Genomic DNA, 24833 nt, shown 5'->3' on the forward strand with positions numbered 1-24833 from the left:
AATTAAGGAACCTGTTGCCTAATATTGGCCAGGACACGCCACACGGAGGGGAGCGGTGACCGTGCGACGGGACTTCAAGGAGCCTGCCAGGAGCCGCCCCGACCTGGTCATCGGCCGGGACGAGCTGTTCGCCGACGCCCGGGAGCAGCTCGCCCGCGGGGGCAGCGTGCTGCTCCACGGCCCTGCCGGAATAGGTAAATCGACCGTGCTGCGGGCACTTGCGGCGGAAAACGCCGGTGCGGCACGGACGGTGTTGCGCTGCTCGGCCACGGAGTCCGAATCCCATCTGCCGTTCCTGGCGCTGGCCGATCTGTTCGGCCTGGTCCTCGACAAGGTGTCCGCGCGGCTGCCCGCCGCCCAGCGCACGGCGCTGGAGTCGGCGCTCACCGGGCGCGGTGAGTCCACCCTCCAGCGGGACGGGCTGGCGCTGCGCCTCGCGGTGCTGTCGACGCTGCGCGCGCTGGCCGCCGAGGGGCCGGTCCTCGTGGTCGCCGACGACCTTCAGTGGCTGGACTCCGCCAGCGCCGAACTCCTCGGCTTCGCGGCCCGGCGGCTCGGCGACACCCCGGTGCAGATGGTGTGCGCGGTGCGCACGGAGGGCCAGGAGTACGACCGCCATCTGCGGGCCTGCCCGCCGGACACCGTCGCCGTGCGGCTGGGCCCGTTCTCCCGCACCCAGGTCTCCGCCCTGCTCGACCACCGGGGCTACACCGGCCTGTCCCGCTCCACGGCCCGGGACATCCACCGCACCAGCGGCGGCAACCCGCTCTTCGCGCTCGAACTGGGCCGTGCCCTCGCCGAGAGCCCCGCCCGGCCCCGCCCGGGCGAGCCGCTGCCGGTGCCGACCTCGCTGCGGGCCCTGGTGCTCAGCCGTCTGGAGATGCTGTCGGACGAGGCGCGCCGCACCCTGCTGGTGGCCAGCGCGGGTGCCCGCCCCACCCTGGCGCTGCTGCACGCGGCCGGCCGGGACGACGCCGAGGCGGAGACGGCCCAGGCCGCCGCCCTGGGCCTGCTGGCGACGGACCCGGAGGAGCCGGCGCTGCGCTTCGCGCATCCGCTGATCTCGGCGGCCCTGTACGCGGAGGCCCCGGCGCAGGAGCGGCGGGCGGTGCACACCGCCCTGTCCACGGCCGCTTCCGACCCCATCGAGCGGGCCCGGCACCTGGCCCTGGCGACCACCGGCACCGACCCGGAGGTGGCGGCCCGGCTCGCCGAGGCCGCCGCGCTGGCCCGGGACCGGGGGGCGCCGTCGGTCGCCGCCTCGCTCGGGCTGCTCGCCGCCCGGCACACCCCCGCCGACAGCGCGCCCGGCCCGGACGAGCGGCGGCTCCAGGCCGCCGAGGACGCGATCACCGCCGGGGAGGCCGACCTGGCGCGGGACATCGCCCGAGAGGTGCTGACCCGGGCGACGGTGCCGACGGAGCGGGTGCGGGCGTGGATGGTGGTCATCGAGGCGGCCGGGCAGGCGCTCGGCGAGGTCGACGCCGTCTTCCCGCAGGTGCTGGCCGACGCCGGTGACGACCCCCGGCTGCTGGCCCTGGTCCACTACCAGCTGGCCTGGCGGGAAGTGGTGGTCGACGGCGACTTCGGCAAGGCACGCCAGGAGGCCGCGCACGCGGCGGAGCTGGCCGCGCGGGGCGCGGACCGGCGCACCGAGCTGCTGGCCCTGGCCTTCCAGGCCTCCACCGAGACCCTGATGGGCCACCCGGACGCCCCCGCCACCATCGGACGCGCCCTCCAGGAACCCCAGGACCCGGACGTGGCGAGCCATCACAACGGCGCCGCGATGGCCAGGTTCCGCTGGCTGCTGATGAGCGACCGGCTGCCCGAGGCCCGTACGGCCGTGACCGCGCTGCTGCGGGAGGCCCGGCGGCGCGGCATGGTCGAGAGCGAGGTGCACTTCCTGCGCATGCTGGCCGACACCGAACTGCGCTCCGGGCACTGCGGCCGGGCCCTGGACCTGACCCGCGAGAGCCTGCGGCTGGCCCGGGACTCCGGGATCGGGGAGAGCGCCTCGGCCATGCTCGCCTCCTTCGCGGAGGCCTCGGGCGGGGACGTGGACCGGGCGCTGGCCCTGGCCCGGGAGGCCGCCGACCACGCGGAGGTGGACGGCGACCAGCTGTACCTGTCCCTGGCCCTGGCGGCCCTCGGCTACGCCCAGCTGGTCGCCGGGGACGCGGCCGCCGCGGTCCGGTCGCTGCGCCGGGTGCGGGAGCTGGAGCACTCCATGGGCATCAGCGACCCGGCGCGGGGCCGCTGGCACGGCGATCTCGCCGAGGCGCTGGTGCGGATCGGCGAGCCCGGCGAGGCGCAGGAACTCATCGACGTCACCCGCGGGCACGCGCTGCGCCTGGACCGCGCGAGCGTGCTGGCCACGCTGGACCGGGCGGAGGCGCTGGTGCGCGCCGCGCGCGGTGAACACCAGGCGGCGCAGGCCCAGTTGCGGTCGGCGCAGGACCGGCTCGGCGCACTGGGCCACGGCCTGGAGGAGGCGCGGGCCGCGTTCGCGCTGGCCCGGCTGCGCGCCCGGACGCCGGGTCCGGCGGCGTACGACGAGGCGGCCCGGCTGTTCCGGCGGTGCCGTGCGCTGCCCTGGCTGCGCCAGGTCGACGAGGCCGTGGCCGCCGGGCCCACGGTGGCGGAGGCCGTGCCCGCCGCCACCCCCGCCGCCCTGGACGGGCTGGCCTCGATGGAGCGCCAGGTCGCCGCGCTGGTGATGGAGGGCGCCACCAACCGGGAGATCGCCGGCCGTCTGTTCATCAGCGTGAAGACCGTCGAGGCGACCCTCACCCGGGTGTACCGCAAACTGGGGATCCGTTCCCGGGTCGACATCGTCCGACTGGCGGCGGGCCGCCGCTCCAACTGACCCCCGAGCGGGGCCGGTCCGGGTGGACCGAGGGTTTTCCCTGCCCAACTCACCTAGGGGGTTCCCTCATTGGGAGGCTCCGGTTCCCGGTCGTAGCTTTCTTCACGTGCCGCTCGCCGGGCACACGAGGACCACTCCCCGGCCCTCGTGCTCGACCCCCACCCCGTGCGAACCCCCACCGGCCGTCCCGTGAGGAGACCCATGTTCGGGCTCACCCGTGCCAAGAAGGCCGCCGCCGTCGGCGCGGCCGCCGCTGCCGCCGCCGCGACCGCGCTGCTCACCGCGCCCTCCGCCGCCGCCGCTCCGCAGCCGATCGTCGGCGGTACGACGACCACGACGTCGTCGTACCCGTTCATGATGCAGATCACCGACGCCTCGCAGAACCAGTTCTGCGGCGGCACCCTGGTCTCCCCCACCAAGGTCGTCACGGCCGCGCACTGCATGGTCGGCGAGACCACCGGCAGTGTGCGGGTCGTCGGCGGGCGCACCTACCGCAACGGCACCAACGGCACCGTCGCCGGCGTCAGCCGGATATGGATCCACCCGGACTACACCAGCGCCACCCGGGGCGACGACGTGGCGGTGCTGACGCTGTCGTCGTCGATGCCGTACACCCCGGCCGGGTACGTGTCGTCCACGGACACCTCGGTGTACGCGGCCGGCACCACCGCCCGCATCCTCGGCTGGGGCACCACCTCCTCGGGCGGCAGCTCCTCCAACCAGCTACGCACCGCGACCGTGCCGACGGTCTCCGACAGCAGCTGCCGCACCTCCTACGGCTCCCGGTTCGTGCAGAGCGACATGGTGTGCGCCGGCTACACCTCCGGCGGTGTGGACACCTGCCAGGGCGACAGCGGCGGCCCGCTGCTGATCGGCGGCCGCCTCGCCGGGATCACCTCCTGGGGCGACGGGTGCGCGGCGGCCGGCTACCCGGGCGTCTACACCCGGCTGACCACCTTCTCCGCGCAGGTCACGGCGCAGGTCAACGGCTAGGCGCGGGCACGGCTTCCTGAGTGACCCTCAGGTGATGTACCAGGGGGCGTTGCGGGCTTCCACGAGCAGCCCGCAGCGCCCCCTCTCCATGTGACCGTCCGGGTCACCCCCGCACCGTCCCGCGGCGGATGTCGTACGCCGTCCCCGGGTGCAGCACCCGCAGCATCCGCTCGCCCTCGGCGGTGATCTCCTCCCACTGCCCCTGGGAGGGCCGGCCGAACGGCTCGACGACGAGGGCGTGTTCCTCCAGCCGCCACAGCCCCGCCAGGAACCCGTCGGCGAGGAGGGCGCGGTGGGCGAGGTTGCCCTGCCAGGTGCGGCCCCGGTACTCGGGCGGTACGACGCGGGTGCGGTCGGCGTGGGAGAGCAGCAGGTTGTCGAACTCGGGCAGGAAGCGCGGCGGGGCCGGGGTGTCCGGGTCGGGGCGGGGCGCGTCCGGCAGGTCGAAGAGTTCGGCGCCGTGCGTGTCGCGGAAGGTGACCAGCTGGGGCCGCAGGCGCTCGAAGACCTCCCGCAGCCGGGTCAGCCCGGCCCAGGTCTGCATGTCCTTCACGGAGGCGGGACCGAAGGCGGCGAGGTAGCGCAGCACGGCCTCCTCCGGCGCGGGCGCCGGCTGCGCCGGCCGGCCCAGCCAGCGCTCCGCGGTGGTCAGCGTGACCTGGCCGCTCCGCCCCCACAGCCCGCGCGGGGTGATCTGCACGAGGGGCAGCTTGCAGCGGGCGGCGACGGAGAGGGCCTGCGGGTCGGCGTCGGGCCACTCCCGCAGCAGGGCCTCGCGCAGCTGCTTCATGGTGCGCGGCTCGGCCTCGACCAGTTCGCGGGCGAGGGCGGCGAGCCGGTCCAGGTCGACGCCGGTGAGTCCCTTGCGGAACGCGGTGAGTTCGCGGTCCCGGGCGGGCTGCACCAGGGGCCGCAGGGTGAGGCAGTCGTGGGCGGTGTGGGTGTGGACGGTCGAGCGCAGGGTGACGATGCGGACGACGTCGCGGTCGGCCATCGGCCGGGACAGCGCCTCGGGCGTGAAGCCGTCGAGGCGGGCGGCGAGCGCGTAGTAGGGCGGCTTGACGTTCTGCGCCTGGAGGCCGACCAGGTGCGCGACCGCGTCCTCGGCGGACATCGGCGAGCGGCGCAGCAGCAGCTGCCGTTCGAGGGTGGCGCGGTTCAGCGCCCTGGTGCCCAGCACGGCGGCGGGGGCCCGTGTGACGCTCCGCTTGGTCTTCGTCATACCGGCACGCTAGCCGCCGTCGCGGTCAATTCCTGTCCGCGATGCCGCCGCGAAGTCCACCGCACCGAGGGGTGGTCGTCGGCACATGGAATACCGCGCACACCCATGTGGCCACCTTCCCGAATACCTGCCCATATTCGGGACATCCCGCGCGGGCGAGTAACACTGCGACGGCCGATAAACGCTGACGTCTACGGGGCCCGTGAACGGCCCGCGATTCACGCACGCCAGATTGGATTCCCGTGAGCCATATCGACCCGACACCCGGGCAGTACGTCCACGACGACCGGCCCGCACCCGACCCCTACCGCCACGAGCGGCGCGAGTCCACCGCCCGGAGGACCGCACTGACCGTCCAGACCCTCGCCGACGTCGCGGCCGGCTTCCTGATCCTGTGGATCGCGCTCCATCTGCTCGGGGCCAATGAAGCGAATGTCTTCGTCGAATTCGTGCGGGATACCGCGGACATTCTGTCCTGGTGGTCACAGGACATTTTCACCATGGACACAGAAGGCCTTCGCGTTCTCCTCAACCATGGTCTGCCCGCACTCATTTACCTGGCCGTCGGTCACGGAATCGCCGCACGGCTGAACCGCGCATGACCGCGCCCGGAACGACTCCCCCACGAAGGACCAGCCCCGTGACCTCGCCCCTCTCCTCCGACGAGCACCTGCCGGTCTACGACAGCCTGGTGCGCGAACGCGGTGACGTCGTCGCCGAAGCGCGCGAGGTGTCCGAGCGGACCCTCGACGAGGCCCGGCAGGCCCTGGCCGGCACCGGCACCCGGCCCCGTCCGCGGCCGGCGCCCCGCTGAGCCCCGGACGGGCCGCGGCCGTGCCGATTGCCCTCCGTCGGCGGGGGCACTCGGTGCGACTGTGTACGGACGACGGAGCGCGGGACCGCGGCGGGTCCTGCTGACCGGGTGGTTCAGCTTCCGCGACGGGGAGGCGACCGCCGGGGACGTGCTGGCCCTGCTCCGGGTGGAGGAGGTCCTGCGGGCGGCCGGGATGGCCTACGACGTCGTCTGGAGCCCGGGCTTCCGGCCGCGGGCGCTGCACTTCGACGAGGTGCGGCCCGGCGACTACTCCCATCTGGTGTTCGTGTGCGGCCCGCTGCACGGGCCGCAGGTCGAGGAGTTGCACCGGCGTTTCGCGCACTGCGTACGGATCGCCGTGGGGACGTCGGTGATCGACCCCGGCGGTGCGGCCGTGACCGGCTTCCACCGCGTGCTGGCGCGGGACGCCCCCGGCGGCGAGCCGACCGAGGACCTGGCGGCCCGCGCCCCGGCGGTGCCCGCGCGGCCCGTGGTCGGGGTGATCCTCACCCACGGCCAGCAGGAGTACGGGCCGCTGCGGCGGCACGCGCAGGTGGCGGACCGTGTGACGCGCTGGCTGGCCGGCAAGGACTGTGCGCGGCTGGAGCTGGAGACCCGGCTGGACACCCGGGACTGGCACCTGAGCGCGACGCCGGCACAGGTGCAGTCGGTGCTGGCCCGGCTGGACCTCGTCGTCACCGACCGGCTGCACGGGCTGGTGCTCGCGCTGCGGGTCGGCACGCCGGTGCTGGCGGTGGACCCGGTGGCGGGCGGCGCCAAGGTGACCGCGCAGGCCCGCGCCTGCGGCTGGCCCGCGCTGCTGGCCGCCGAGCAGGTGGACGAGCGCCGGCTGGAGCGGTGGTGGGACTGGTGCCTGACCTCGGGCCGGGTGGCGGCACGGCAGGCCCGCGACGCGTTCCGGGAGGGCCGGGCGCCGGACGGCGCGGACCGGCTGGTGGAACTGCTCACGCCGCGCGCCGGTTAGCCGGGCGGGGGCGGGCAGAGGGTCGCCGGCCAAGGTGTCGCGCGGGAACGGGCAGGTGCCTGCGGCGGCACGGACCTGCGGGCCGCGACTCGCCCCTCCGGCAACCGGGTCGGCCGGGGGCGGTCGGGCCCGTGCGGCCGGTGCCCGCTCCCCACCGCCGGGCCCCGGCGCGCACGGGTGTCTCAACCGGTGTAGCGGCGGGCCGTGGAGGTGCGCTGGGCGGGTTCCAGGAGGCGGAGCCGGGACTCGACCTCGTCGGGCAGGACGCGGCGTTCCCGCAGCACCCAGGGCAGGGCGGCGGCCGCCTCGGCGAAGGCGCGCAGGGAGGCGGTGTCGCGCGGGACGGTGCGGGCCAGGTGCAGGGTGCGGCGCAGGGCGCGGCCGGCCGGGCGGCGCAGCCAGGTGAACCACAGGGTGTTGCGGATGCCGTGCATCCGGCGCAGCGTCGGGTCCCGCGCCTGCGACGCCTGGTGGTGGACCGTGAGGTGGTCGGCGTAGGTGAGCCACCAGCCGTCGGCCGCCAGGTCGGCGGCCAGCAGTTCCTCCTCGCCGCCGAGCCACAGGCGCGGGTGGAAGCCGCCCGCGGTGCGGAAGGCGTCGGTGCGCAGCACGGTCGCGGCGGCCAGGAACGAGCCGAGCGCCGGTCCGGGCAGCCAGTGCGGGCCGGGCACCGGCGAGTCGCGCAGTTCACGGACGATCGGGTCCTCGGTGCCGTCGGGTTCGACGATGATCCGCGCGGTGACCGAGCCGAGCGCCGGGTGCCGGTCGAGCAGGTCGGCGGCGCCTGCCAGGGATCCTGGCGACCACCAGGAGTCGTCGTCGCAGAAGGCGATGTAGGGGGTGCGGACCTCGCGCACGGCGAGGTTGCGGCCGACGGCGCCGAGGTTGCGGCCGGGGCACAGCAGCCGGACGCCGGGGTGGTGGCGGGCGACGGCCTCGGCGGTGCCGTCGGCGGAGCCGTTGTCGGTGACGATCACCGGCGGGCGTTCGGGGAGCGCGGCGAGGTGGCCGAGGGTGCGCAGCAGTTCGGGGCGCCGGTTGTGGGTGATGACGACGACGGTCGTGCGGGGGTCGGTCATACGGTCGCCCCTTCCAGCATGCGGGCGGCCCGCTCCACGTGCGGAGGCAGCGGACGGCGCTCGCGCAGGGCCGCCGGCAGACGGCTCAGGGTCTCCCGCAGGGCCCGCCGGGCCTGGTGGTCGCCGCGTGCCTCGGCGGCCAGGGCCCCGGTGCGGGCCAGGGCGTGCGGGACGGGGCGGCGCAGCCAGGCGGTCAGGAGTGCGTTGCGGCGCTGGAGCGCCGGGCGGTCCGGGCGCGGGGCGGGGTCCGGGTGGTGGTGGGCGACGACGTCGGGGCAGTGGGTGACGCCCCAGCCGCGCGCGGCGAGGTCGTAGGCGAGGAGGGTCTCCTCGCCGCCGAAGAACAGCAGCCGGTGGAAGCCGCCGGCGTCGAGGTGGGCGGTGCGGCGGACGACGGCGCCGCAGGCGAGGAAGCCGAGCACCTGGGTGCCGGGCAGGTCGGTGGCCGGGCCCAGCGGGGAGGCGGCGAGGACGTCGTTGAGCGGGTCGGGGTCGGCGGACGGACCGACGAGGGTGCGGGCGGCGATCAGGCCGAGCCGGGGATGGGCGTCGAACAGGTCGACCGCCCGGCCGAGTGCTCCGGGCGCCCACCAGGAGTCGTCGTCGCTGAACGCCACGTACGGGGTGTCGAGGACGCGGGCGCCGTGGTTGCGGGCCAGGGCGCCGTGGTTGACGGGCAGCGCCAGGACGCGCACCTCGGGGAAGTCCCGGGCGAGCAGGGCGCGCGTGTCGTCGGTGGAGGCGTTGTCGGCGACGAGGATCTCGGGGCGTTCGGGCAGGGCGGTCAGGTGCCGCAGGGTGACGGCGAGCCGGTCGCACCGGTTGCGGGTGGCGATGACGACGCCGATGGGGCGGTGGTCGGTCACGGGGTGTCCTTAAGAATGTTGGGCGGTCCGGGAGGACCGGGTGTGGCTGATGGGGTGTTTGCCGTTGATGGCTCCCGGAGAATGGCCGCCCGGTCCTCCGGGACGCTCCGACTGCTGATTGAGAACTGCGGGCATCGCTGGTTAAGGACCTGTCGGCGGAGTGTTCCCCGGGCCACAGAAGTGCTGGTCACGGTGGAACGGAGCGACGGGCTTGAGCAGGGCTCACGCGCGGATATGGGTCGGCATCGACGCAGGCAAGGGGCATCACTGGGCGGTGGCGGTGAACGCCGACGGTGAGACACTGTTCTCGACGAAGGTGCTCAACGATGAGGCCCAGATCCTGACGCTGATCGACACGGCCCGGGAGAAGGCCGACGAGGTGCGGTGGGCGGTGGACATCTCCGGCCGTGCCTCCGCCCTGCTGCTGGCCCTGCTGATCGCGCACGGTCAGCAGGTGGTCTACGTGCCCGGTCGCACTGTCAACCGGATGACCGGCGCCTACCGCGGTGAGGGCAAGACCGACGCCAAGGACGCCCTGGTCATCGCCGACCAGGCCCGCATGCGCCGGGACTTCGCCCCGATCGGGACTCCGCCAGAGCTGGTTTCCACACTGCAGCTGCTGACCGGCTACCGGCGGGACCTGATCGCCGACCGGGTCCGGCTCATCAACCGGCTGCGCGACCTGCTGGTCGGCATCTGCCCGGCCCTGGAGCGGGCATTCGACTACTCCGCCTCCAAGGGCCCGGTCGTCATGCTCACCGAGTACCAGACCCCGGCCGCCCTGCGGCGGATCGGCGTCAAGCGGCTGACCACCTGGCTGGAACGACGCAAGGTCCGCAGTGCCGACACCGTCGCGGCCAAGGCCGTCGAGGCCGCCCAGTCCCAGACCACCGCCCTGCCCGGCGAGGCCCGGGCCGCCAAGCTGGTGCGCGACCTGGCCCACCAGCTCCTGGCCCTGGACGAACGGATCAAGGACAACGACCAGGAGATCCGCGAGACCTTCCGCACCGACGACCGCGCCGAGATCATCGAGTCCCTGCCCGGCATGGGCCCGATCCTGGGTGCCGAGTTCGTCGCAATCGTCGGGGACCTCTCCGGCTACCGCGACGCCGGACGCCTGGCCTCGCACGCCGGCCTGGCGCCGGTGCCTCGCGACTCCGGCCGCCGCACCGGCAACTACCACCGGCCCAAACGCTACAACCGGCGCCTGCGCTGGCTGTTCTACATGTCCGCGCAGTCCGCGATGATGCGACCGGGACCTTCGAGGGACTACTACCTCAAGAAACGCGCCGAGGGCCTGATCCACACGCAGGCATTGCTCGCACTCGCCCGCCGACGGGTCAACGTGCTGTGGGCGATGCTGCGTGACAAGAGGCTGTTCACCTCCGTCCCGCCAGTCACGCAGGCGGCTTGACACGATCATTGAGATTCTCCTCCTCCCGGGCGGCGGGCGGGGTCGGGCAGGCCGCCGAGGGCGCGCAGGACCTCGGCGGGGGTGATCCGCAGCAGCGCCGGGTCGGGGCGGTCGCCGTGCGGATCGCCCTCCGGGCCGTGCCACAGGGCGGTGTGGCGGGGGTGTGGGGGCGGGCCCCACCGGCTGGGCGGCACCGGGCCGAAGAGGGTGACGGTCGGGGTGGCGTGGGCGACCGCCAGGTGGGCGATGCCGGTGTCGCCGCTGACGACGGCACGGGCGCCGGCGACGAGGGCGGAGAGCCGGTCGAAGGGGATGCCGTCGGCGAAGACGTCGGTGTCGGGCAGGCCGGTCTGTTCGGCGAGCCGCGCCACCAGGTCCCCCTCGTCCGCTCCCCCGGTGACCACGACGCGTGTGCCGCGCTCGCGCAGGACCGCGGCGACGGCCGCGTACCGGTCGACCGGCCAGCGGCGGGCGGGGGACCCGGCACCCGGGTGCAGGACGACGGCGCCGGGGGCCGGGGACGCGGCGCGCGGGCGGGGCAGCAGCAGGTCGGCGGGGTCGGCGTCGATGCCGTAGGAGCGCAGGAGCCGGCACCAGCGGTCCCGTTCGTGCTCCTCCGCGTCCCAGGGCGGGCCCTCGATCTCCGGGGTCCCGGGGTGCGCGAACGCCAGCAGCCGCTGGGGGCGCAGGTCCTGGAGCAGGCGGTGGCTGGGCGGCCCGTTGCCGTGCAGGTCCACGGCGACGTCCGGGGGCGGACCGGTCCAGTCGAGGGTGCGGGGTACGGCGCGGCCGGGGGCGGATGCGGGCAGCAACCGGTCCACGGCGCCGGTGGCCTCGGCGACCGGGGCGAGTCCGGCGGGCGCGGCCAGCACGAGGTCGTGGCCGGGGAACGCCCGCCGCAGGGCCCGCAGTGCGGGCACCCCGGCCAGCAGATCACCGAGCCCCAGCGCCCGCAGGACCAGCAGCCGGGGCCGCGCCGGTACGGGGACGGCGTGCGGCGGGGTCACCGGGCGCCCTCCGCGCCCCGTCCGCCCAGGGGGCCACCGGCCGGCAAGGGCGTGTCCCCGGCGACCGGGAGAGGCACCGTGCCGCTCGGCTCACCCCCCGTTCCCCCGCCGCCGTAGGCGGTGGCGGCCGCGGGTCCGGTCATCAGGCCACCTCCTTCGGGGTCGCGTGCGCGGTGAGGACCCGGCGGTGGACGGCCTCGACGCCGGCGGCGACGCGGCTCCAGGTGTAGTGGGCCAGGACGCGTTCGCGCCCCGCGGTGCCGTAGCGGCGGCGCGGGATCCTCATGTCGCCTCCACGAGTTTGCCGACGGCGGCGACGACGTCGTGCGCGGTCACCTCGTCCAGGCAGGGGTGGCCGGGTACGGGGCACTGCCGCGCCCTGGTGCCGGCGCACGGCGCGCCCTGGTCGCCGAGGAGCACGTACGGCACGCCGTACGGCCGCCAGCGCTCGGCGGGGACGACGGGTGCGAACAGGGACACCACCGGGGTGCCGACGGCGGCGGCCAGGTGCGCGGGGCCGGTGTTGCCGGTGACCACGCAGTCGGCGCCGGCGAGCACGCCGGAGAGTTCCGCGGCGCCGGTGCGGCCGCCGAGGTCGAGGGCCCGTTCGCCGGCGACGTACGCGGTCAGGTCCCGCTCCCCCGCGCCGCCGGTGACCACCACCCGGTGTCCGGCGGCGGCGAGTGCGCGCACCGCCTGCGCGCAGCGGCCGGGGCTCCAGGCGCGGGCGGGCACGCTGGCGCCCGGGTGGACGACGACGTACCGTCCGGGGCCGGTCAGCGCCCGTGCGGCGGGCGGGGGCAGGACGCGCAGCCGTCCGTCGTCGGGCCGGGGGAAACCGGCGGCCTCGGCGAGGTCGAGCGCGGCCTCGGCCTCGTGGGCGTGCGGGGCGCGGTGGTGGCGTACGTCGAGGAGGGAGCCGGGGTGGTCCTCGCTGTCGGCGGCGATGCGGGGGACCCCGGCCAGGCGCAGCAGCAGGGCGGTGGGCAGCGGCGACTGGTGGAAGGAGGTGAGGATCAGCGCGGTGCCGGCGTCGACGGCGGCGAGGGTGGCGAGGAGGCGGTCGATCTCCTCGCGGTCGACCTGGGGCGGCTGGAAGCCGGTCCAGGGGGAGTCCCAGACGATGACCTCGTCCACGCCGGGCAGCAGCCGGGCGGCGGGTGCCCCGTGCGGGCCGCACAGCAGGGTCACGGAGTCGGCGCGGGCGGCGACGGCCCGCACGGCGGGCCCGGCGAGCAGGACGTCGCCGAAGCTGTCGAGCCGCGTCACGAGGGCCTTCACACCCGCCTCCCGTGCGCGTCGTGTGCCGCGCGGGGCGCGGAGACGCCGGGCCCTCCGGCGCGGTCCGGCCCGTCACCGGGCCGCTCCCACGGCGGGTCGGGCAGGAGCAGCTGTACGGCGGCCGGGAGGTTCTCGGCCACGTGGGGCGCGGCGGCGGTCTCCTCGGGGCGGGTCTGCGGGGTGGGGACGAGGATGCCGTGGGCGCCGGCGCGGCGCGCGGCCTCCATGTCGGCGCCGATGTCGCCGATGACGACGCAGTCGGCGGGGTCCACACAGATCCGGCCGGCCGCCCACAGCACCATGCCGGGCCGGGGTTTGCGGCAGTGGCAGCCGTCGTCCGGGCCGTGCGGGCACAGCGCCCACACGTCGAAGGGGCCCAGCAGTTCCTCGACCCGCCGGTTGACGCGGCGGGCGTCGGCCTCGGTGAGCAGCCCGCGCGCGATGCCGGACTGGTTGGTGACGACGCCGGTGCGGATGCCGCGGGCGCGCAGCGTGTCGAGTGCCTCGCGGGCGCCCTCGACGGGCCGCACCAGGCCGGGGTCGGCGTTGTAGGGCACGTCGTGGACGAGGGTGCCGTCGCGGTCGAACAGCACCGCGCCGACCGGGCTCATCGGGCCGTCTCCCGCCAGGCGGGGGTGTTGCGGTGGCGCCAGGCCCCGGCCAGCCGGTGCCAGGTGGCGGCGGGTGGGATGGCCACGCTGGTGGCCAGCATGGTCGTCACCTCCTCGCGGGTGCGCGGGCCTGGGACGATGCGGGCGCGGGCGAACTCCGCGGTGCCGGCGGCCCAGCCGAGGGCGCAGGCGGTGGCGGCACGGCGGTGCCCGGCGGCGGCGAGGGCGCAGGCGGCGGCCCCGGCGGCGGTGATCGCGGCGTGCCGGCGGATCCGGCCGCGCGGGGCGACCGCCTTGTCCCACCAGTCGGGCCCGTGCAGGTGCCGCATCAGGGCGTCGTCGGCGTTGCCGCGCTGCTGGGCCACGGACGCCCAGCGGGAGGCGGGGCGCACGGGGTGCAGGGTGGTGCGGCGGCCCTGACGGATGCGCCAGCCGGCGTCGAGGAGGCGCAGCGCGAGGTCGGCGTCCTCGCGGAAGGCGCGGGGGAAGCGTTCGTCGAAGCCGCCGGCCTGCCGCAGGGCGTCGCTGCGGTAGGCCATGTCGGCGGTGATCCAGCGGGCCTGCACGAGTCCGGCGGTGCCGCGTTCCCAGTCGGTGGGGCGGCGCCCGCCGGGCAGCGGCACGGTGATGACGCCCTGGACGCCGGCGGTGTCGGGGGACGCCTCCTTGAGGTCCTGGACGAGTTGCGCGCACCAGTGGGGCCCCACCTGGACGTCGTCGTCGAGGAAGGCGACCCAGGGCGTGGTGACGGCGCGCAGCCCGGTGTTGCGGGCGGCGGCGGGTCCGCGGCCCCCGCTGGTGCGGACGGTGGTGCGGGCGCGCAGGTCGCCGAGGACGGTCAGCGCGTGCTCCAGCGCCTCCGAGCGGGGGTCGGGGTCGGGCCGGTCGTCGACGAGGACGATCGCGTCGGGGTGCGGCCCGGTCGCCGCGGCCAGTGCGGCGAGGCAGTCGGCGAGGGTGCCCCGCACCAGGGTGGGAATCACGACGGAGTACGACGTCATCGGGCCGCCCACCCCCCGGGCACCGCGTACGGCCCGGTCGCCGGCCGGTGGCGCCCGCCGTTACGGCGCCGGCTGGAGCGCTTGGTTCCGAGGTCGCGCATGTCGGATGTGCTCCGTCCCTGCGAAACGTGTGGTGCTGCGGGGAAGCGGGTGCCGCGTTCACAGCTGCCTCAAACACTTGGAGACAGCTCAGCACGGTTGGTGCGGGTGTGCGAGGTTCGCGGTGTTCCGTCCGGCAGCGCGAGGGCCGTGGGGCGGGCCGGGGCGGCCTCCGCACCGAGGGGGGCCGTTCGGGTGAGCGGCCCCCGCACGTGCCGCCGCCCGGCGGGGATTCCCTAGGATCGCCTCGTGGCCACCTTCCTTGTCCAGCGCACGGCACCCCTTCCCCCCGACGAGGCGTGGCGCCGCCTGACGGACTGGCCCCGGCACGGCGCGGTGGTCCCCCTCACCCGGATCAGGGTGACCACTCCCCCGCCGACGGGCGTCGGCACCCGGGTCGTCGCCCGCACCGGCGTCGGACCGCTCTCCTTCGAGGACCCGATGGAGGTGACGGTGTGGCGGCCCCCGGTGGACGACTCGCCGGGGCTGTGCCGTCTGGAGAAGCGCGGCCGTGTCGTCCTGGGCTGGGCGGAGATCGAGGTGGGACCCGGTCCGGGCGGCCGGGCGCGGGTGCGGTGGCGGGAGGACGTCCGGCTGCGTTTCCAGCCGGCGCCGCTGGACGGCGTGGTGGCGCGAGCGGGCGGCCAGGTCTTCGGACGGGCGGTGAACCGGCTGCTCCGCGAGCCTTGAAAGGTCCGCGGGCCGGCTCAGGCCACCGATCCGATCCGGCCGGCGGGAGGGGTCCCGTCGTCGTGGTGGATCGGCGTGTGGGCGCCCGTCAGGGACACCCCGCTGCCGCCGCGCCGGTCCGCGACGATCTCGGCGGCGATGGACAGGGCCGTCTCCTCCGGCGTACGGGCGCCGAGGTCGAGGCCGATCGGCGACCGCAGCCGCGCCAGCTCCCGCTCGGACAGACCGGCGTCACGCAACCGCTCCAGCCGCTCCAGATGCGTCCGGCGCGACCCCATCGCGCCCACGTACGCCACCGGCAGGCGCAACGCCCGCTCCAGCAGCGGCACGTCGAACTTCGCGTCGTGCGTCAGCACGCACACCACCGTACGGGCGTCCACCGCCGTGCGCTCCAGGTACCGGTGCGGCCACTCCACCACCACCTCGTCCGCCTCCGGGAAGCGGGCCTGGGTCGCGAACACCGCACGCGCGTCGCACACCGTCACCCGGTGTCCGAGGAACTTCCCCACCCGTACCAGCGCCGACGCGAAGTCGACCGCCCCGAACACGATCATCCGGGGCGGCGGCACCGACGACTCCACCAGCAACGTCAGCGGCCGCCCGCACCGCGAGCCCCGCTCACCGACCTCCAGCACCCCCGTGCGGCCCGCCTCCAGGTACGCGCCCGCCTCGGCCACCACCGTGCGGTCCAGCTCCGGGTGACCGCCCAGGCCCCCCTCGCGGCGGCCGTCCGGGCCCACCACCAGCGCACGGCCCACCATCTCCCCCGGCCCGTCCACGACCCGCACCACCGCCGCCGGCTCCCCCCGCACGGCGGCGGCCAGCGCCGGCGCGACCACCGGGCGGACGGCGTCCGCCGCCCGCACCGGCGTCACCAGGACGTCGATGACCCCGCCGCAGGTCAGCCCCACGGCGAAGGCGTCCTCGTCGCTGTACCCGAAACGCTCGACCACGCTCTCGCCGTCGGCCAGCGCCTGCCGGCACAGCTCGTACACCGCTCCCTCCACGCACCCCCCGGACACCGAGCCCACCGCCACGCCCCCGGCGTCCACCGCGAGCGCGGCACCCGGCAGCCGGGGCGCGCTGCCCCCGACCGCCACCACCGTGGCGACCGCGAAGTCACGCCCCTGTTCCACCCACCGGTGCAACTCCTCGGCGATGTCCAGCATGTCTCGGTCCTCCGGGTCCGTGGGGAAGGTGTGCTCGCGGCCTTGCTAGTGCACGCCCAGCCAGCTCTCGATCGGGGCGAGGGCGAAGTAGACCACGAAGATCAGCGTCAGGCCCCACATGAACGCGCCGATCTCGCGGGCCCTGCCCTGGGCGGTCCTGATGGCCGCGTAGGAGATGACCCCGGCGGCCACGCCCGCGGTGATGGAGTAGGTGAACGGCATGATCACCACGGTCAGGAAGACCGGGATCGCGGTGGCGCGGTCGGCCCAGTCGACATGGCGGGCGTTCATCATCATCATCGCGCCGATCACCACCAGCGCGGCGGCGGCGACCTCGCCCGGCACGATCGCCGTCAGCGGGGTGAAGAAGAGGCAGGCGGCGAAGAAGAGCCCGGTGACGACGGAGGACAGGCCCGTACGGGCGCCCTCGCCGACGCCGGTGGCGGATTCGACGAACACCGTCTGGCCGGACGCGCCGGAGACCCCGCCGATCGCGCCGCCGGCGCCGTCGATGAACAGCGCCCTGGACAGGCCCGGCATCCGGCCCCTGCCGTCGGCGAGCCCGGCCTCCGTGCCGACGCCGATGATGGTCGCCATCGCGTCGAAGAAGCCCGCGAGGACGAGGGTGAAGACGATCATGCCGACGGTCATCGCCCCGACCTCGCCCCAGCCGCCGAACTCGACCTGTCCGAAGACCGAGAAGTCGGGCATCGAGACCGCGCCGCCGCGCAGTTCGGGGGCGCCGCTCGCCCACTGCTTCGGGTCGATGACGCCGAAGGCGTTGAGGGCGACGGCGAGTACGGTGCCGCCGACGATGCCGATCAGGATGGCGCCGGGGACGCCCCGCGCCTGGAGCATGAAGATCGCCAGGAGGGTGAGGGCGAACAGCAGCACGGGCCAGCCGGCCAGTTCACCGGCCGGCCCGAGGGTGACCGGGGTCGCCTCGCCCCGGTGCACGAAGCCGGCCTTGTAGAAGCCGATCAGGGCCACGAACAGGCCGATGCCCATGGTGATGGCGTGCTTCAGCGCGAGCGGTATCGCGTTCATGATCATCTCGCGCAGCCCGGTGACGACCAGCAGCATGATGACCACGCCGTACATCACGCACATGCCCATCGCCTGCGGCCAGGTCATCGCGGGCGCCACCTGCGAGGCGAGCACCCCGGAGACGGACAGGCCGGCGGCGAGCGCGAGCGGCACCTTGCCGAGGAAGCCCATCAGCAGCGTGCTGAGGGCGGCGGCGAACGCCGTCGCGGTGATCAGGGCGGTCCGGCCGAGGGTGTTCCCGGCCGCGTCCTCGCCGGACAGGATCAGCGGGTTGAGCAGGAGGATGTACGCCATCGCCATGAAGGTGGTGACGCCGCCGCGCACTTCACGGGCGACCGTGGATCCTCGGTGCGTGATGTGGAAGTACCGGTCGAGCCAGGACCGCCCGGCCGGGACGCGGGTTCCCGCGCCCGCGTCGTCGGCGGTGGTCCTCGGCTCCACGGACTGCTGGGTCATGGTGCCTCTCCCAAGGTTCACAGGGCCCCCGCGCCTTCGGCGAAGGCACGGGATTTGGGAGGTGCCGGACCCGGGGGACGGCCCGGTACTGCACCTTCAGTGGGGTGCGGCGCCGGGCCGCCCGCGGGGTGCCGCGGGTCGCCCGGTGCCGGGGCCGCGGCGCGCGTCCGTGCCGCCCCGTGGGGGGGCCGGGCGCGCGCCACGGCAGCGGGGTCACGGCGTCCCGGTGAGGTGTTCCGGGCGTACCGGTGTCCTGTTCAGCTCCAGGCCCGTCGCGTTCCGGATGGCCGCGAGGACCGCCGGGGTGGACGACAGGGTGGGTGCCTCGCCGACGCCGCGCAGCCCGTACGGGGCGTGCTCGTCGGCGAGTTCGAGCACGTCGACGGGGATGGTCGGCGTGTCGAGGATCGTGGGGATGAGGTAGTCCGTGAAGGAGGGGTTCTTCACCTTCGCGGTCTTCGGGTCGACGACGATCTCCTCCATGACCGCCACGCCCAGGCCCTGGGTGGTGCCGCCCTGGATCTGGCCGATGACGGACAGCGGGTTGAGCGCCTTGCCGACGTCCTGCGCGCAGGCCAGTTCGACGACCTTCACCAGGCCGAGTTCGGTGTCGACCTCGACGACGGCGCGGTGCGCGGCGAAGGAGTACTGGACGTGGCCGTTGCCCTGCCCGGTGCGCAGGTCGAAGGGTTCGGTCGGCCGGTGCCGCCACTCCTCCTCGACCTCCACGGCCTCGTCGCCGAGGACGTCGGCCAGGTCGGCGAGGACCTCGCCGCCGTCGGTGACGACCTTGCCGCCCTCCAGCAGGAGTTCGGCGGTCGCCCACGCCGGGTGGTACGGCCCGAACCGGCGCCGGCCGAGCTCCAGCACCTTCTCGCGCACCAGCTCGCAGGCGTGGCGGACCGCGCCGCCGGTGACGTACGTCTGCCGCGACGCCGAGGTCGAACCGGCCGAGCCCACCCGGGTGTCGGCCGGGTGGATGGTGACCTGGCCGACGCCCAGCTCGGTGCGGGCGATCTGCGCGTGGACGGTGACACCGCCCTGGCCGACCTCGGCCATCGCGGTGTGCACGGTGGCGACCGGTTCCCCGCCGACCACCTCCATCCGCACGCGGGCGGTAGAGTAGTCGTCGAAGCCCTCGGAGAAGCCGACGTTCTTGATGCCTACCGCGTAGCCGACGCCGCGGACGACGCCCTCGCCGTGCGTGGTGTTGGACAGGCCGCCGGGCAGCTGGCGCACGTCGGCGCCCTCGCTGGACTCCCACTGGCGCTCCGGCGGCATCGGCATCGCCTTGACGCGGCGCAGGAGTTCGGCGACCGGTGCCGGGGAGTCGACGGGCTGCCCGGTGGGCATGAGCGTGCCCTGTTCCATCGCGTTGCGCTGCCGGAACTCAACCGGGTCCAGGCCGAGTTCCCTCGCCACCTTGTCCATCTGCGCCTCGTAGGCGAAGCACGCCTGGACCGCGCCGAAGCCGCGCATGGCGCCGCAGGGCGGGTTGTTGGTGTAGAGGGCGATGGCCTCGATCTCGACGTCGTCGACGACGTACGGTCCGATGCCGAGCGAGGCGGCGTTGCCGACCACGGCCGGGGAGGCGGAGGCGTACGCGCCGCCGTCGAGGACGATGCGGCACTTGACGTGGGTCAGCCTGCCGTCGCGGGTGGCGCCGTGCTCGTAGAACAGCTTGGCCGGGTGGCGGTGGACGTGGCCGAAGAACGACTCGAAGCGGTTGTAGACGATCTTGACGGGTTTGCCGGTGCGCAGCGCCAGCAGACAGGCGTGGATCTGCATGGACAGGTCCTCGCGCCCGCCGAACGCGCCGCCGACGCCGGCCAGCGTCATCCGCACCTTGTCCTCGGGCAGGCCGAGGACGGGGGCGATCTGGCGCAGGTCGGAGTGGAGCCACTGGGTGGCGATGTAGAGGTGGACGCCGCCGTCCTCCTCGGGGACGGCGAGCCCGGACTCGGGGCCGAGGAAGGCCTGGTCCTGCATGCCGAAGGTGTACTCGCCCTCGACGATCACGTCCGCGCGGCGCCGGGCGGCGGCCACGTCGCCGCGCACGATGGGCTGGCGGTGGACGACGTTGGGGTGCGGGACGTGGCCGATGTGGTGGTCGTCGCGGTGCTCGTGGACGAGGACCGCGTCCGGGGCGAGCGCGGAGGCCTCGTCGGTGACGACGGGGAGGTCGCGGTACTCGACCCTGATCTTCGCGGCGGCGCGGCGGGCGGTCTCCGGGTGGTCGGCGGCGACGATCGCGACGGGCTCGCCGTGGTGGCGGACCTTGCCGTGCGCGAGGACCGGGGTGTCCTGGATCTCCAGCCCGTAGTGCTTCACACCGGTCGGCAGGTCGTCGTACGTCATGACGGCGTAGACGCCCGGGGTGGCGAGGGCCTCACCGGTGTCGATCGACACGATCTCGGCGTGGGCGACGGTGGAGCGCAGGATGTGGCCCCACAACATGTCCTCGTGCCACATGTCGGAGGAGTACGCGAACTCGCCGGTGACCTTGAGGGTGCCGTCGGGGCGGAGGGTGGACTCGCCGATGCCGCCCCTGGTCCCCGAGCCCTGCGTGATCTTGGTGGGAATCCCGTTCGTCGGCATGCTCAGACCCCCTCGGACTGGCGGGCGGCGGCGAGGCGGACCGCGTCCATGATCTTCTCGTAGCCGGTGCAGCGGCACAGGTTGCCCGACAGGGCCTCGCGGATGTCCGCGTCGGTCGGGTCGGGGTTGCGCTCCAGCATCTCGTCGGCGGCGACCAGCAGACCGGGCGTGCAGAAGCCGCACTGGACGGCGCCGGCGTCGATGAACGCCTGCTGGATCGGGGCCAGCGCGGTGCCCTCGCCGGTCTGCGAGTCGGTACCGGCGGCCTGCCACGCCTGGGCGTCGTCCAGCGAGGTGCCGCAGGATGCCGTGCCACATGATCCCGTGCCGTGGGATCCCGTGCCGTGGGAGCGCTGCCGGGCGAAGTCCGCCAGGCCCTCCACGGTGACGACCTCGCGGCCCTCGGCCTGTCCGGCGGCGACGAGGCAGGAGCACACCGGGACGCCGTCCAGGCGGACCGTGCACGAACCGCACTCGCCCTGCTCGCAGGCGTTCTTGGAGCCCGGCAGGCCGAGCCGCTCGCGCAGCACGTACAGCAGGGACTCGCCCTCCCAGACGTCGTCGGCTTCCTGGGGGCGTCCGTTGACGGTGAAGTTGAGTCGCATTACGCGGCCCCCTCCGTGATGCGGTGGGCGCCGCGGTACGACTCCCAGGTCCAGGTCAGGGTGCGGCGGGCCATCACGCCGACCGCGTGGCGGCGGTAGGCCGCGGTGCCGCGGACGTCGTCGATCGGGTTGCAGGCGGCGGCGCACAGGGCCGCGAACTGCTTGGCCACCGACGGGGTGACGATCTTCCCGTTGTCCCAGAAGCCGCCCTCCTCCAGTGCCGCGTTCAGGAACTCCTCGGCGGCCCGGGCCCGGATCGGCGTCGGGGCGGCGGAGCCGATGCCCGTCCGCACCGTCCGCGTCCCGGGGTGCAGGGCGAGACCGAAGGCGCACACGGCGATGACCATGGCGTTGCGGGTGCCGACCTTGGAGTACTGCTGCGGGCCGTCCGCCTTCTTGATGTGGATGGCGCGAATCAGCTCGTCGGGCGCCAGCGCGTTGCGCTTCACGCCGGTGTAGAAGTCGTCGATGGGGATGCGGCGCGCTCCGCGCACCGACTCGACCTCCACCTCGGCGCCGGCGGCGAGCAGCGCCGGGTGGGCGTCGCCGGCCGGGGAGGCGGTGCCGAGGTTGCCGCCGACGCCGCCGCGGTTGCGGATCTGCGGGGAGGCGACCGTGTGGGAGGCGAGGGCGAGCCCCGGCAGTTCGGCCCGCAGATGCTCCATGATCTGCGCGTACGGAACGGAGGCCCCGAGCCGCACTCCGTCCTCGCCGACCTCCCACGCGGCGAGGTCGCCGATGCGGTTCAGGTCCATCAGGTAGGCGGGCCGACGGTGATCGAAATTGATCTCGACCATCACGTCGGTGCCACCCGCGATCGGGACAGCTGTGGGGTGCTCGGCCTTCGCGGCGAGCGCCTCCTCCCAGCTGGCGGGGCGAAGGAAGTCCATGACCGGCTCTCTTCTTCGTCTCGTGAGGCGTGCGGATCGAGCCAATCCGTGTGCGGCGGTCCCGGCTCGTCGGTGTGCTTTCCACTCGGAGTGGGGCCAGTACACCGCCGTGTGCTCCCTGAGGGTCAGTCACGGAAACCATGAAGGAGTTGGCTGGCCAGCGAGGGCATCTTGTAGATTCGTATGAACGGAGGTCATCGGTAACCTCCCCACCTTCCTCCGGAAACGGAGCAGACGGTCCAGGAAACGGCCGACACCGCTGATCAGCCACCCCGCGGGCCCTCGCCGGAAGATCCCTCCACGGTCCATCGTAGATATCGAGACAAGAAACGGCGGCGACGAGAATGCGGCTGCGCGCACTGCTGGACACCGACGCGCTGGGCCTGAAGCTGCTCGGCGGCGAGGACGAGCTGGACCGCACGGTGCGCGGGGTGATGACGACCGACCTGAGGGACCCCAGCCGCTACCTCTCGGGCGGGGAACTGGTGCTCACCGGTCTGGCCTGGCGCCGGGGCGCCGCCGACTCCGAGCCGTTCGTACGGATCCTGGCGCAGGCCGGGGTGGCCGCCGTCGCGGCCGGTACGGCGGAGCTGGGCGACGTCCCCGACGACCTGGCCGTGGCCTGCGCCCGGCACCGGCTGCCGCTGTTCGCCGTGCACGAGTCGGTGGCCTTCGCGACCATCACCGAGCACGTGGTGCGGCAGGTCTCCGGCGAGCGCGCCGGAGACCTCGCGGCCGTGGTGGACCGGCACCGGCGGATGATGACCTCCGGTCCCGCGGGCGGCGGCCCCGAGGTGGTGCTCGACCTGCTCGGTTCCGACCTGGACCTGCGGGCCTGGGTGCTGTCGCCCGCCGGGCGGCTGATCGCCGGATCGGAGGGCGCCGCGTCCGGCGGGTCCGCCGGACCGCGGCCGGCGCTGCCCGCCGACGTGTGCGCGCGGCTCGCCGCGGAGCACCTGGCCGCCGCCCGCACCGGCCGGCGCGGACCGCACCGGGTCGCGCTGGGCCCGACCACGTACAGCCTCTTCCCGGTGCGCAGCAGCGGGCGCTCCGCGCCGGCGGCCCGGGACGTGCGCGAGACGGTGCTGTCGGACTGGGTGCTGGCGGTGGAGGCGGATGCCGGTGACTGGGCCGAGGAGCGGCTGGACCTGCTGCACGGCGTCACCCAGCTGATCGCCGTGGAGCGGGACCGCCGGGACGCGGCGCGCACGGTGCGGCGCCGGCTGGCGCAGGAGGTGCTGGAGCTGGTGCAGAGCGGCGCCGCGCCCGCCGAGATCGCGGCGCGGCTGCGGGTCGCCGCGCCGGTGCTGCTGCCCGGGCTCGGGACCGCGCCGCACTGGCAGGTGGTGGTGGCCCGCGTCGACTGGGACGGCGGCGAGGTCGAGGGCGGGCCCGTGGCGCAGGCGCTGCTGGAGGAGATCCTGGTCGACCCCGACGCGACCGGACCCGAGCAGTCCGACCGCATCGCGGTCGCGCACACCGGGGACGAGGCGATCGCGCTGGTGCCGCTGCCCTCGGTGACCGGCGAGCACGACGGCACCGGCGCGGGAGTCGTCGCCGAGGCGCTGCTGGACTCCGTACGCGACCCGCTCACGGCCGGTCTGGACGACGACGGGCGGCTCACCCTCGGCGTCTCCGCCGCCGTGCACTCGGCGGAGGGCCTGCGCGGGGCGCTGGAGGAGGCACGGCACGCGCGGCGGGTGGCCGCGGCCCGCCAGGGCCGGGTCTGCGCGGCCGGCCACCAGGAACTCGCCTCGCACGTCCTGCTGCTCCCGTTCGTCCCCGACGACGTACGGCGCGCCTTCACCGCGCGGCTGCTCGACCCCCTGCGGGACTACGACCGCCGCCACCGGGCCGAGCTGATCCCCACCCTGGAGGCGTTCCTCGCCTGCGACGGCTCCTGGACCCGCTGCGCGTCCCGCCTCCACCTGCACGTCAACACGCTGCGCTACCGCGTCGGGCGGATCGAGCAGTTGACGAGCCGTGACCTGTCGCGGCTGGAGGACAAGCTGGACTTCTTCCTGGCCCTGCGCATGAGCTGACCCCGCGCGGGTCGGCCACCGCGTCCGGATCCGCACCCCATGACTTTGTGAAATCCTTCACCCACCCTCTTGGCCGGGCCCCGTGGTTCGTGCTGAGATGCGGCCACCACTCAACAGCTCGATGGCGTGCTCGGGGAGGGCAACGTGGCGCATACCGCCATGTCCGGTGACGGAACGACCGCCGATGACGATCCCCTCCAGACGGCGGTGTGGCGGCTGCGCTCCCGCGCCTGCTGGGCGGACGCCGCCGCGCTGCTCGAACCCGCCTCGCCGGACGCGGCCCTGCAGCGGGCGTCGCTGCTGGTGGAGCGGTGCCTCTACACCGAGGCGGGCTGGGAGGAGGCCGAGGACGCGCTGCGTACGGCGGAGGCGCTGGCGCACAGCGACGACGACCGGGGCGCCGCCGCTTGTGAACGCGGGTACCTGGCCTACGCCGCCACCCTGTTCGGCGTGCGCGACCGGGCCGACGAGGCGCGGGCCGCGCTCGGGCGGGCGGCGGCGCTGCTGCCGCCGGGGGCGGCGGGGCGGGCGCTGCTGGACTTCCGGCGCGGGCTGATCGCGGAGAACCTCACCCGGTCCCCGCAAGCGGCGCGGGCCGCCTACCGGCGCGCCCACGCGGGCGCCACCGCGCACGCCGACCCGCTGCTGCTCTCCGGGACCTGGCGCCATCTGGCCGGACTGGCGCTACGGGAGGGGGAGTTGGCGGAGGCGCGGCACGGCTTCGCCGAATCCCTGCGGATCCGCGAGGAGTTGGGCTATCTCGTCGGCACGGCGCCGGCCCTGGTCTCCCTCGCCGACACGGAGACCGAGCCCGAGGCGTCCCGGCTGCGCGACGAGGCGCGCCGCCTGTTCCGCCTCCTGGGCGGCGTCCCCACCTGGCTGTCCCGCCACCTCACCCCACCGGCCCCGGGCGCGGCCACGGCCTAGCGAGGGCGGCCGCACGCCCTCACCGGGCGGAACGGCCGCCCCACGCCGGTCACCCCACGCCGGTCACCCCACGCCGGCTGCCCGGCGTCGACACCCCCGCCGCGGCGGCCCCGCGCGCGGCGGGCTCGATCAGGCGCCCCGAACGGACAGCCGCGCCCCCTCCGTGCGGCC

23 protein-coding genes are annotated in these 24833 nt (G+C 75.0%); 9 read left to right on the plus strand and 14 right to left on the minus strand.

The window, feature by feature from the left end:
* The first annotated feature begins 55 nt into the window (after window positions 1-55).
* Window positions 56-2866 carry an ATP-binding protein gene (locus tag FHX78_RS05980; protein ID WP_145866425.1) on the plus strand — a complete coding sequence of 937 codons (2811 nt, stop codon included), beginning with the start codon at window positions 56-58 and terminating at the stop codon, window positions 2864-2866.
* A gap of 201 nt (window positions 2867-3067) precedes the next feature.
* Window positions 3068-3859 carry a S1 family peptidase gene (locus FHX78_RS05985; protein WP_145866426.1) on the plus strand — a complete coding sequence of 264 codons (792 nt, stop codon included), beginning with the start codon at window positions 3068-3070 and terminating at the stop codon, window positions 3857-3859.
* Window positions 3860-3962: 103 nt separating this feature from the next.
* On the opposite strand, the gene FHX78_RS05990 is transcribed toward FHX78_RS05985, so the two are convergent.
* Window positions 3963-5081: a winged helix DNA-binding domain-containing protein gene (locus FHX78_RS05990; RefSeq protein WP_145866427.1), complete on the minus strand. Its 1119-nt coding sequence runs from the start codon at window positions 5079-5081 to the stop codon at window positions 3963-3965.
* A 242-nt stretch (window positions 5082-5323) separates the two neighbouring features.
* Between FHX78_RS05990 and FHX78_RS05995 the strand changes: the two genes are divergently transcribed.
* From FHX78_RS05995 to FHX78_RS06000, 3 genes are all read left to right on the plus strand, one after another.
* Complete coding sequence (locus FHX78_RS05995) at window positions 5324-5683, plus strand: hypothetical protein (RefSeq protein ID WP_229924001.1); 360 nt, start codon at window positions 5324-5326, stop codon at window positions 5681-5683.
* Window positions 5684-5721: 38 nt separating this feature from the next.
* Window positions 5722-5895, plus strand: a complete 174-nt coding sequence (locus tag FHX78_RS36690) for a hypothetical protein (protein WP_167531697.1) — start codon at window positions 5722-5724, stop codon at window positions 5893-5895.
* 61 nt (window positions 5896-5956) lie between these two features.
* Window positions 5957-6880: a polysaccharide pyruvyl transferase family protein gene (locus FHX78_RS06000; protein WP_145866428.1), complete on the plus strand. Its 924-nt coding sequence runs from the start codon at window positions 5957-5959 to the stop codon at window positions 6878-6880.
* A gap of 182 nt (window positions 6881-7062) precedes the next feature.
* Here FHX78_RS06000 and FHX78_RS06005 read toward each other — a convergent pair whose 3' ends face one another.
* Together FHX78_RS06005 and FHX78_RS06010 are read right to left on the minus strand one after the other, a co-directional pair.
* Window positions 7063-7959, minus strand: coding sequence for a glycosyltransferase family 2 protein (locus FHX78_RS06005; protein ID WP_145866429.1), 897 nt, complete (start codon window positions 7957-7959; stop codon window positions 7063-7065).
* Entirely contained in the window at window positions 7956-8825 is an 870-nt protein-coding gene (locus FHX78_RS06010) for a glycosyltransferase family 2 protein (RefSeq protein ID WP_145866430.1), read from the minus strand. The genes FHX78_RS06005 and FHX78_RS06010 overlap by 4 nt, the downstream gene beginning before the upstream one ends.
* 211 nt (window positions 8826-9036) lie before the next feature.
* Here FHX78_RS06010 and FHX78_RS06015 point away from each other — a divergent pair, with 211 nt between their 5' ends.
* The gene (locus FHX78_RS06015) at window positions 9037-10239 is read left to right on the plus strand and encodes an IS110 family RNA-guided transposase (protein WP_145866178.1); all 1203 of its coding nucleotides are present in this window, start codon (window positions 9037-9039) and stop codon (window positions 10237-10239) included.
* Window positions 10240-10244: 5 nt separating this feature from the next.
* On the opposite strand, the gene FHX78_RS06020 is transcribed toward FHX78_RS06015, so the two are convergent.
* From FHX78_RS06020 to FHX78_RS06040, 6 genes are read right to left on the minus strand one after another with little or no spacing between them, the layout of a single operon-like run.
* Window positions 10245-11246: a glycosyltransferase family 9 protein gene (locus tag FHX78_RS06020; protein ID WP_145866431.1), complete on the minus strand. Its 1002-nt coding sequence runs from the start codon at window positions 11244-11246 to the stop codon at window positions 10245-10247.
* Entirely contained in the window at window positions 11243-11389 is a 147-nt protein-coding gene (locus FHX78_RS36695) for a hypothetical protein (RefSeq protein ID WP_167531698.1), read from the minus strand. The genes FHX78_RS06020 and FHX78_RS36695 overlap by 4 nt, the downstream gene beginning before the upstream one ends.
* A complete protein-coding gene (locus FHX78_RS06025; protein WP_145866432.1) occupies window positions 11389-11532 on the minus strand; it encodes a glycosyltransferase family 1 protein in 144 nt (47 codons plus the stop codon). Before FHX78_RS06025 ends, FHX78_RS36695 begins: the two co-directional genes overlap by 1 nt.
* Window positions 11529-12527: a glycosyltransferase family 9 protein gene (locus FHX78_RS06030; protein WP_145866433.1), complete on the minus strand. Its 999-nt coding sequence runs from the start codon at window positions 12525-12527 to the stop codon at window positions 11529-11531. Before FHX78_RS06030 ends, FHX78_RS06025 begins: the two co-directional genes overlap by 4 nt.
* Window positions 12524-13138: a D-glycero-alpha-D-manno-heptose-1,7-bisphosphate 7-phosphatase gene (locus FHX78_RS06035; protein WP_145866434.1), complete on the minus strand. Its 615-nt coding sequence runs from the start codon at window positions 13136-13138 to the stop codon at window positions 12524-12526. Before FHX78_RS06035 ends, FHX78_RS06030 begins: the two co-directional genes overlap by 4 nt.
* The gene (locus FHX78_RS06040; RefSeq protein WP_145866435.1) at window positions 13135-14139 is read right to left on the minus strand and encodes a glycosyltransferase family 2 protein; all 1005 of its coding nucleotides are present in this window, start codon (window positions 14137-14139) and stop codon (window positions 13135-13137) included. The genes FHX78_RS06035 and FHX78_RS06040 overlap by 4 nt, the downstream gene beginning before the upstream one ends.
* A 348-nt stretch (window positions 14140-14487) precedes the next feature.
* Here FHX78_RS06040 and FHX78_RS06045 point away from each other — a divergent pair, with 348 nt between their 5' ends.
* Window positions 14488-14928 (plus strand): SRPBCC family protein, encoded by a 441-nt coding sequence (locus FHX78_RS06045; RefSeq protein ID WP_145866436.1) that lies wholly within the window; start codon window positions 14488-14490, stop codon window positions 14926-14928.
* A gap of 17 nt (window positions 14929-14945) precedes the next feature.
* Here the strand turns inward: FHX78_RS06045 and FHX78_RS06050 are convergent, their stop codons facing one another.
* The 5 genes from FHX78_RS06050 to FHX78_RS06070 all read right to left on the minus strand — a co-directional run bounded on the left by FHX78_RS06050 (window position 14946) and on the right by FHX78_RS06070 (window position 21693).
* A complete protein-coding gene (locus FHX78_RS06050; protein ID WP_145866437.1) occupies window positions 14946-16097 on the minus strand; it encodes an XdhC family protein in 1152 nt (383 codons plus the stop codon).
* Between the two features lie 45 nt (window positions 16098-16142).
* Entirely contained in the window at window positions 16143-17600 is a 1458-nt protein-coding gene (locus tag FHX78_RS06055; protein WP_145866438.1) for an NCS2 family permease, read from the minus strand.
* A gap of 213 nt (window positions 17601-17813) precedes the next feature.
* Entirely contained in the window at window positions 17814-20198 is a 2385-nt protein-coding gene (locus FHX78_RS06060) for a xanthine dehydrogenase family protein molybdopterin-binding subunit (protein ID WP_145866439.1), read from the minus strand.
* A 2-nt stretch (window positions 20199-20200) separates the two neighbouring features.
* Window positions 20201-20803 (minus strand): (2Fe-2S)-binding protein, encoded by a 603-nt coding sequence (locus FHX78_RS06065; protein ID WP_145866440.1) that lies wholly within the window; start codon window positions 20801-20803, stop codon window positions 20201-20203.
* On the minus strand, window positions 20803-21693 hold the full coding sequence (locus FHX78_RS06070) for an FAD binding domain-containing protein (RefSeq protein ID WP_145866441.1): 891 nt from the start codon (window positions 21691-21693) through the stop codon (window positions 20803-20805). Before FHX78_RS06070 ends, FHX78_RS06065 begins: the two co-directional genes overlap by 1 nt.
* 344 nt (window positions 21694-22037) lie before the next feature.
* On the opposite strand from FHX78_RS06070, the gene FHX78_RS06075 reads away from it, so the two are divergent.
* Window positions 22038-23735 carry a PucR family transcriptional regulator gene (locus FHX78_RS06075; protein ID WP_145866442.1) on the plus strand — a complete coding sequence of 566 codons (1698 nt, stop codon included), beginning with the start codon at window positions 22038-22040 and terminating at the stop codon, window positions 23733-23735.
* A 159-nt stretch (window positions 23736-23894) separates the two neighbouring features.
* Window positions 23895-24662, plus strand: a complete 768-nt coding sequence (locus FHX78_RS06080) for a hypothetical protein (RefSeq protein ID WP_145871695.1) — start codon at window positions 23895-23897, stop codon at window positions 24660-24662.
* Window positions 24663-24833: the final 171 nt, after the last annotated feature.

This window comes from Streptomyces capillispiralis (genome assembly GCF_007829875.1).
Taxonomy (GTDB): domain Bacteria; phylum Actinomycetota; class Actinomycetes; order Streptomycetales; family Streptomycetaceae; genus Streptomyces; species Streptomyces capillispiralis.

Coding starts and splice junctions, on each gene's coding strand:
- FHX78_RS06035 (WP_145866434.1), bottom strand. CDS start 13,138: ATGAGCCCGGTCGGCGCGGTGCTGTTCGACCGCGACGGCACCCTCGTC.
- FHX78_RS06050 (WP_145866437.1), bottom strand. CDS start 16,097: ATGCTGGACATCGCCGAGGAGTTGCACCGGTGGGTGGAACAGGGGCGT.
- FHX78_RS06065 (WP_145866440.1), bottom strand. CDS start 20,803: ATGCGACTCAACTTCACCGTCAACGGACGCCCCCAGGAAGCCGACGAC.
- FHX78_RS06070 (WP_145866441.1), bottom strand. CDS start 21,693: ATGGACTTCCTTCGCCCCGCCAGCTGGGAGGAGGCGCTCGCCGCGAAG.
- FHX78_RS06025 (WP_145866432.1), bottom strand. CDS start 11,532: ATGAGGATCCCGCGCCGCCGCTACGGCACCGCGGGGCGCGAACGCGTC.
- FHX78_RS06080 (WP_145871695.1), top strand. CDS start 23,895: ATGTCCGGTGACGGAACGACCGCCGATGACGATCCCCTCCAGACGGCG.
- FHX78_RS06005 (WP_145866429.1), bottom strand. CDS start 7,959: ATGACCGACCCCCGCACGACCGTCGTCGTCATCACCCACAACCGGCGC.
- FHX78_RS05990 (WP_145866427.1), bottom strand. CDS start 5,081: ATGACGAAGACCAAGCGGAGCGTCACACGGGCCCCCGCCGCCGTGCTG.
- FHX78_RS06055 (WP_145866438.1), bottom strand. CDS start 17,600: ATGACCCAGCAGTCCGTGGAGCCGAGGACCACCGCCGACGACGCGGGC.
- FHX78_RS05985 (WP_145866426.1), top strand. CDS start 3,068: ATGTTCGGGCTCACCCGTGCCAAGAAGGCCGCCGCCGTCGGCGCGGCC.
- FHX78_RS06075 (WP_145866442.1), top strand. CDS start 22,038: ATGCGGCTGCGCGCACTGCTGGACACCGACGCGCTGGGCCTGAAGCTG.
- FHX78_RS06040 (WP_145866435.1), bottom strand. CDS start 14,139: ATGACGTCGTACTCCGTCGTGATTCCCACCCTGGTGCGGGGCACCCTC.
- FHX78_RS36695 (WP_167531698.1), bottom strand. CDS start 11,389: ATGACCGGACCCGCGGCCGCCACCGCCTACGGCGGCGGGGGAACGGGG.
- FHX78_RS06060 (WP_145866439.1), bottom strand. CDS start 20,198: ATGCCGACGAACGGGATTCCCACCAAGATCACGCAGGGCTCGGGGACC.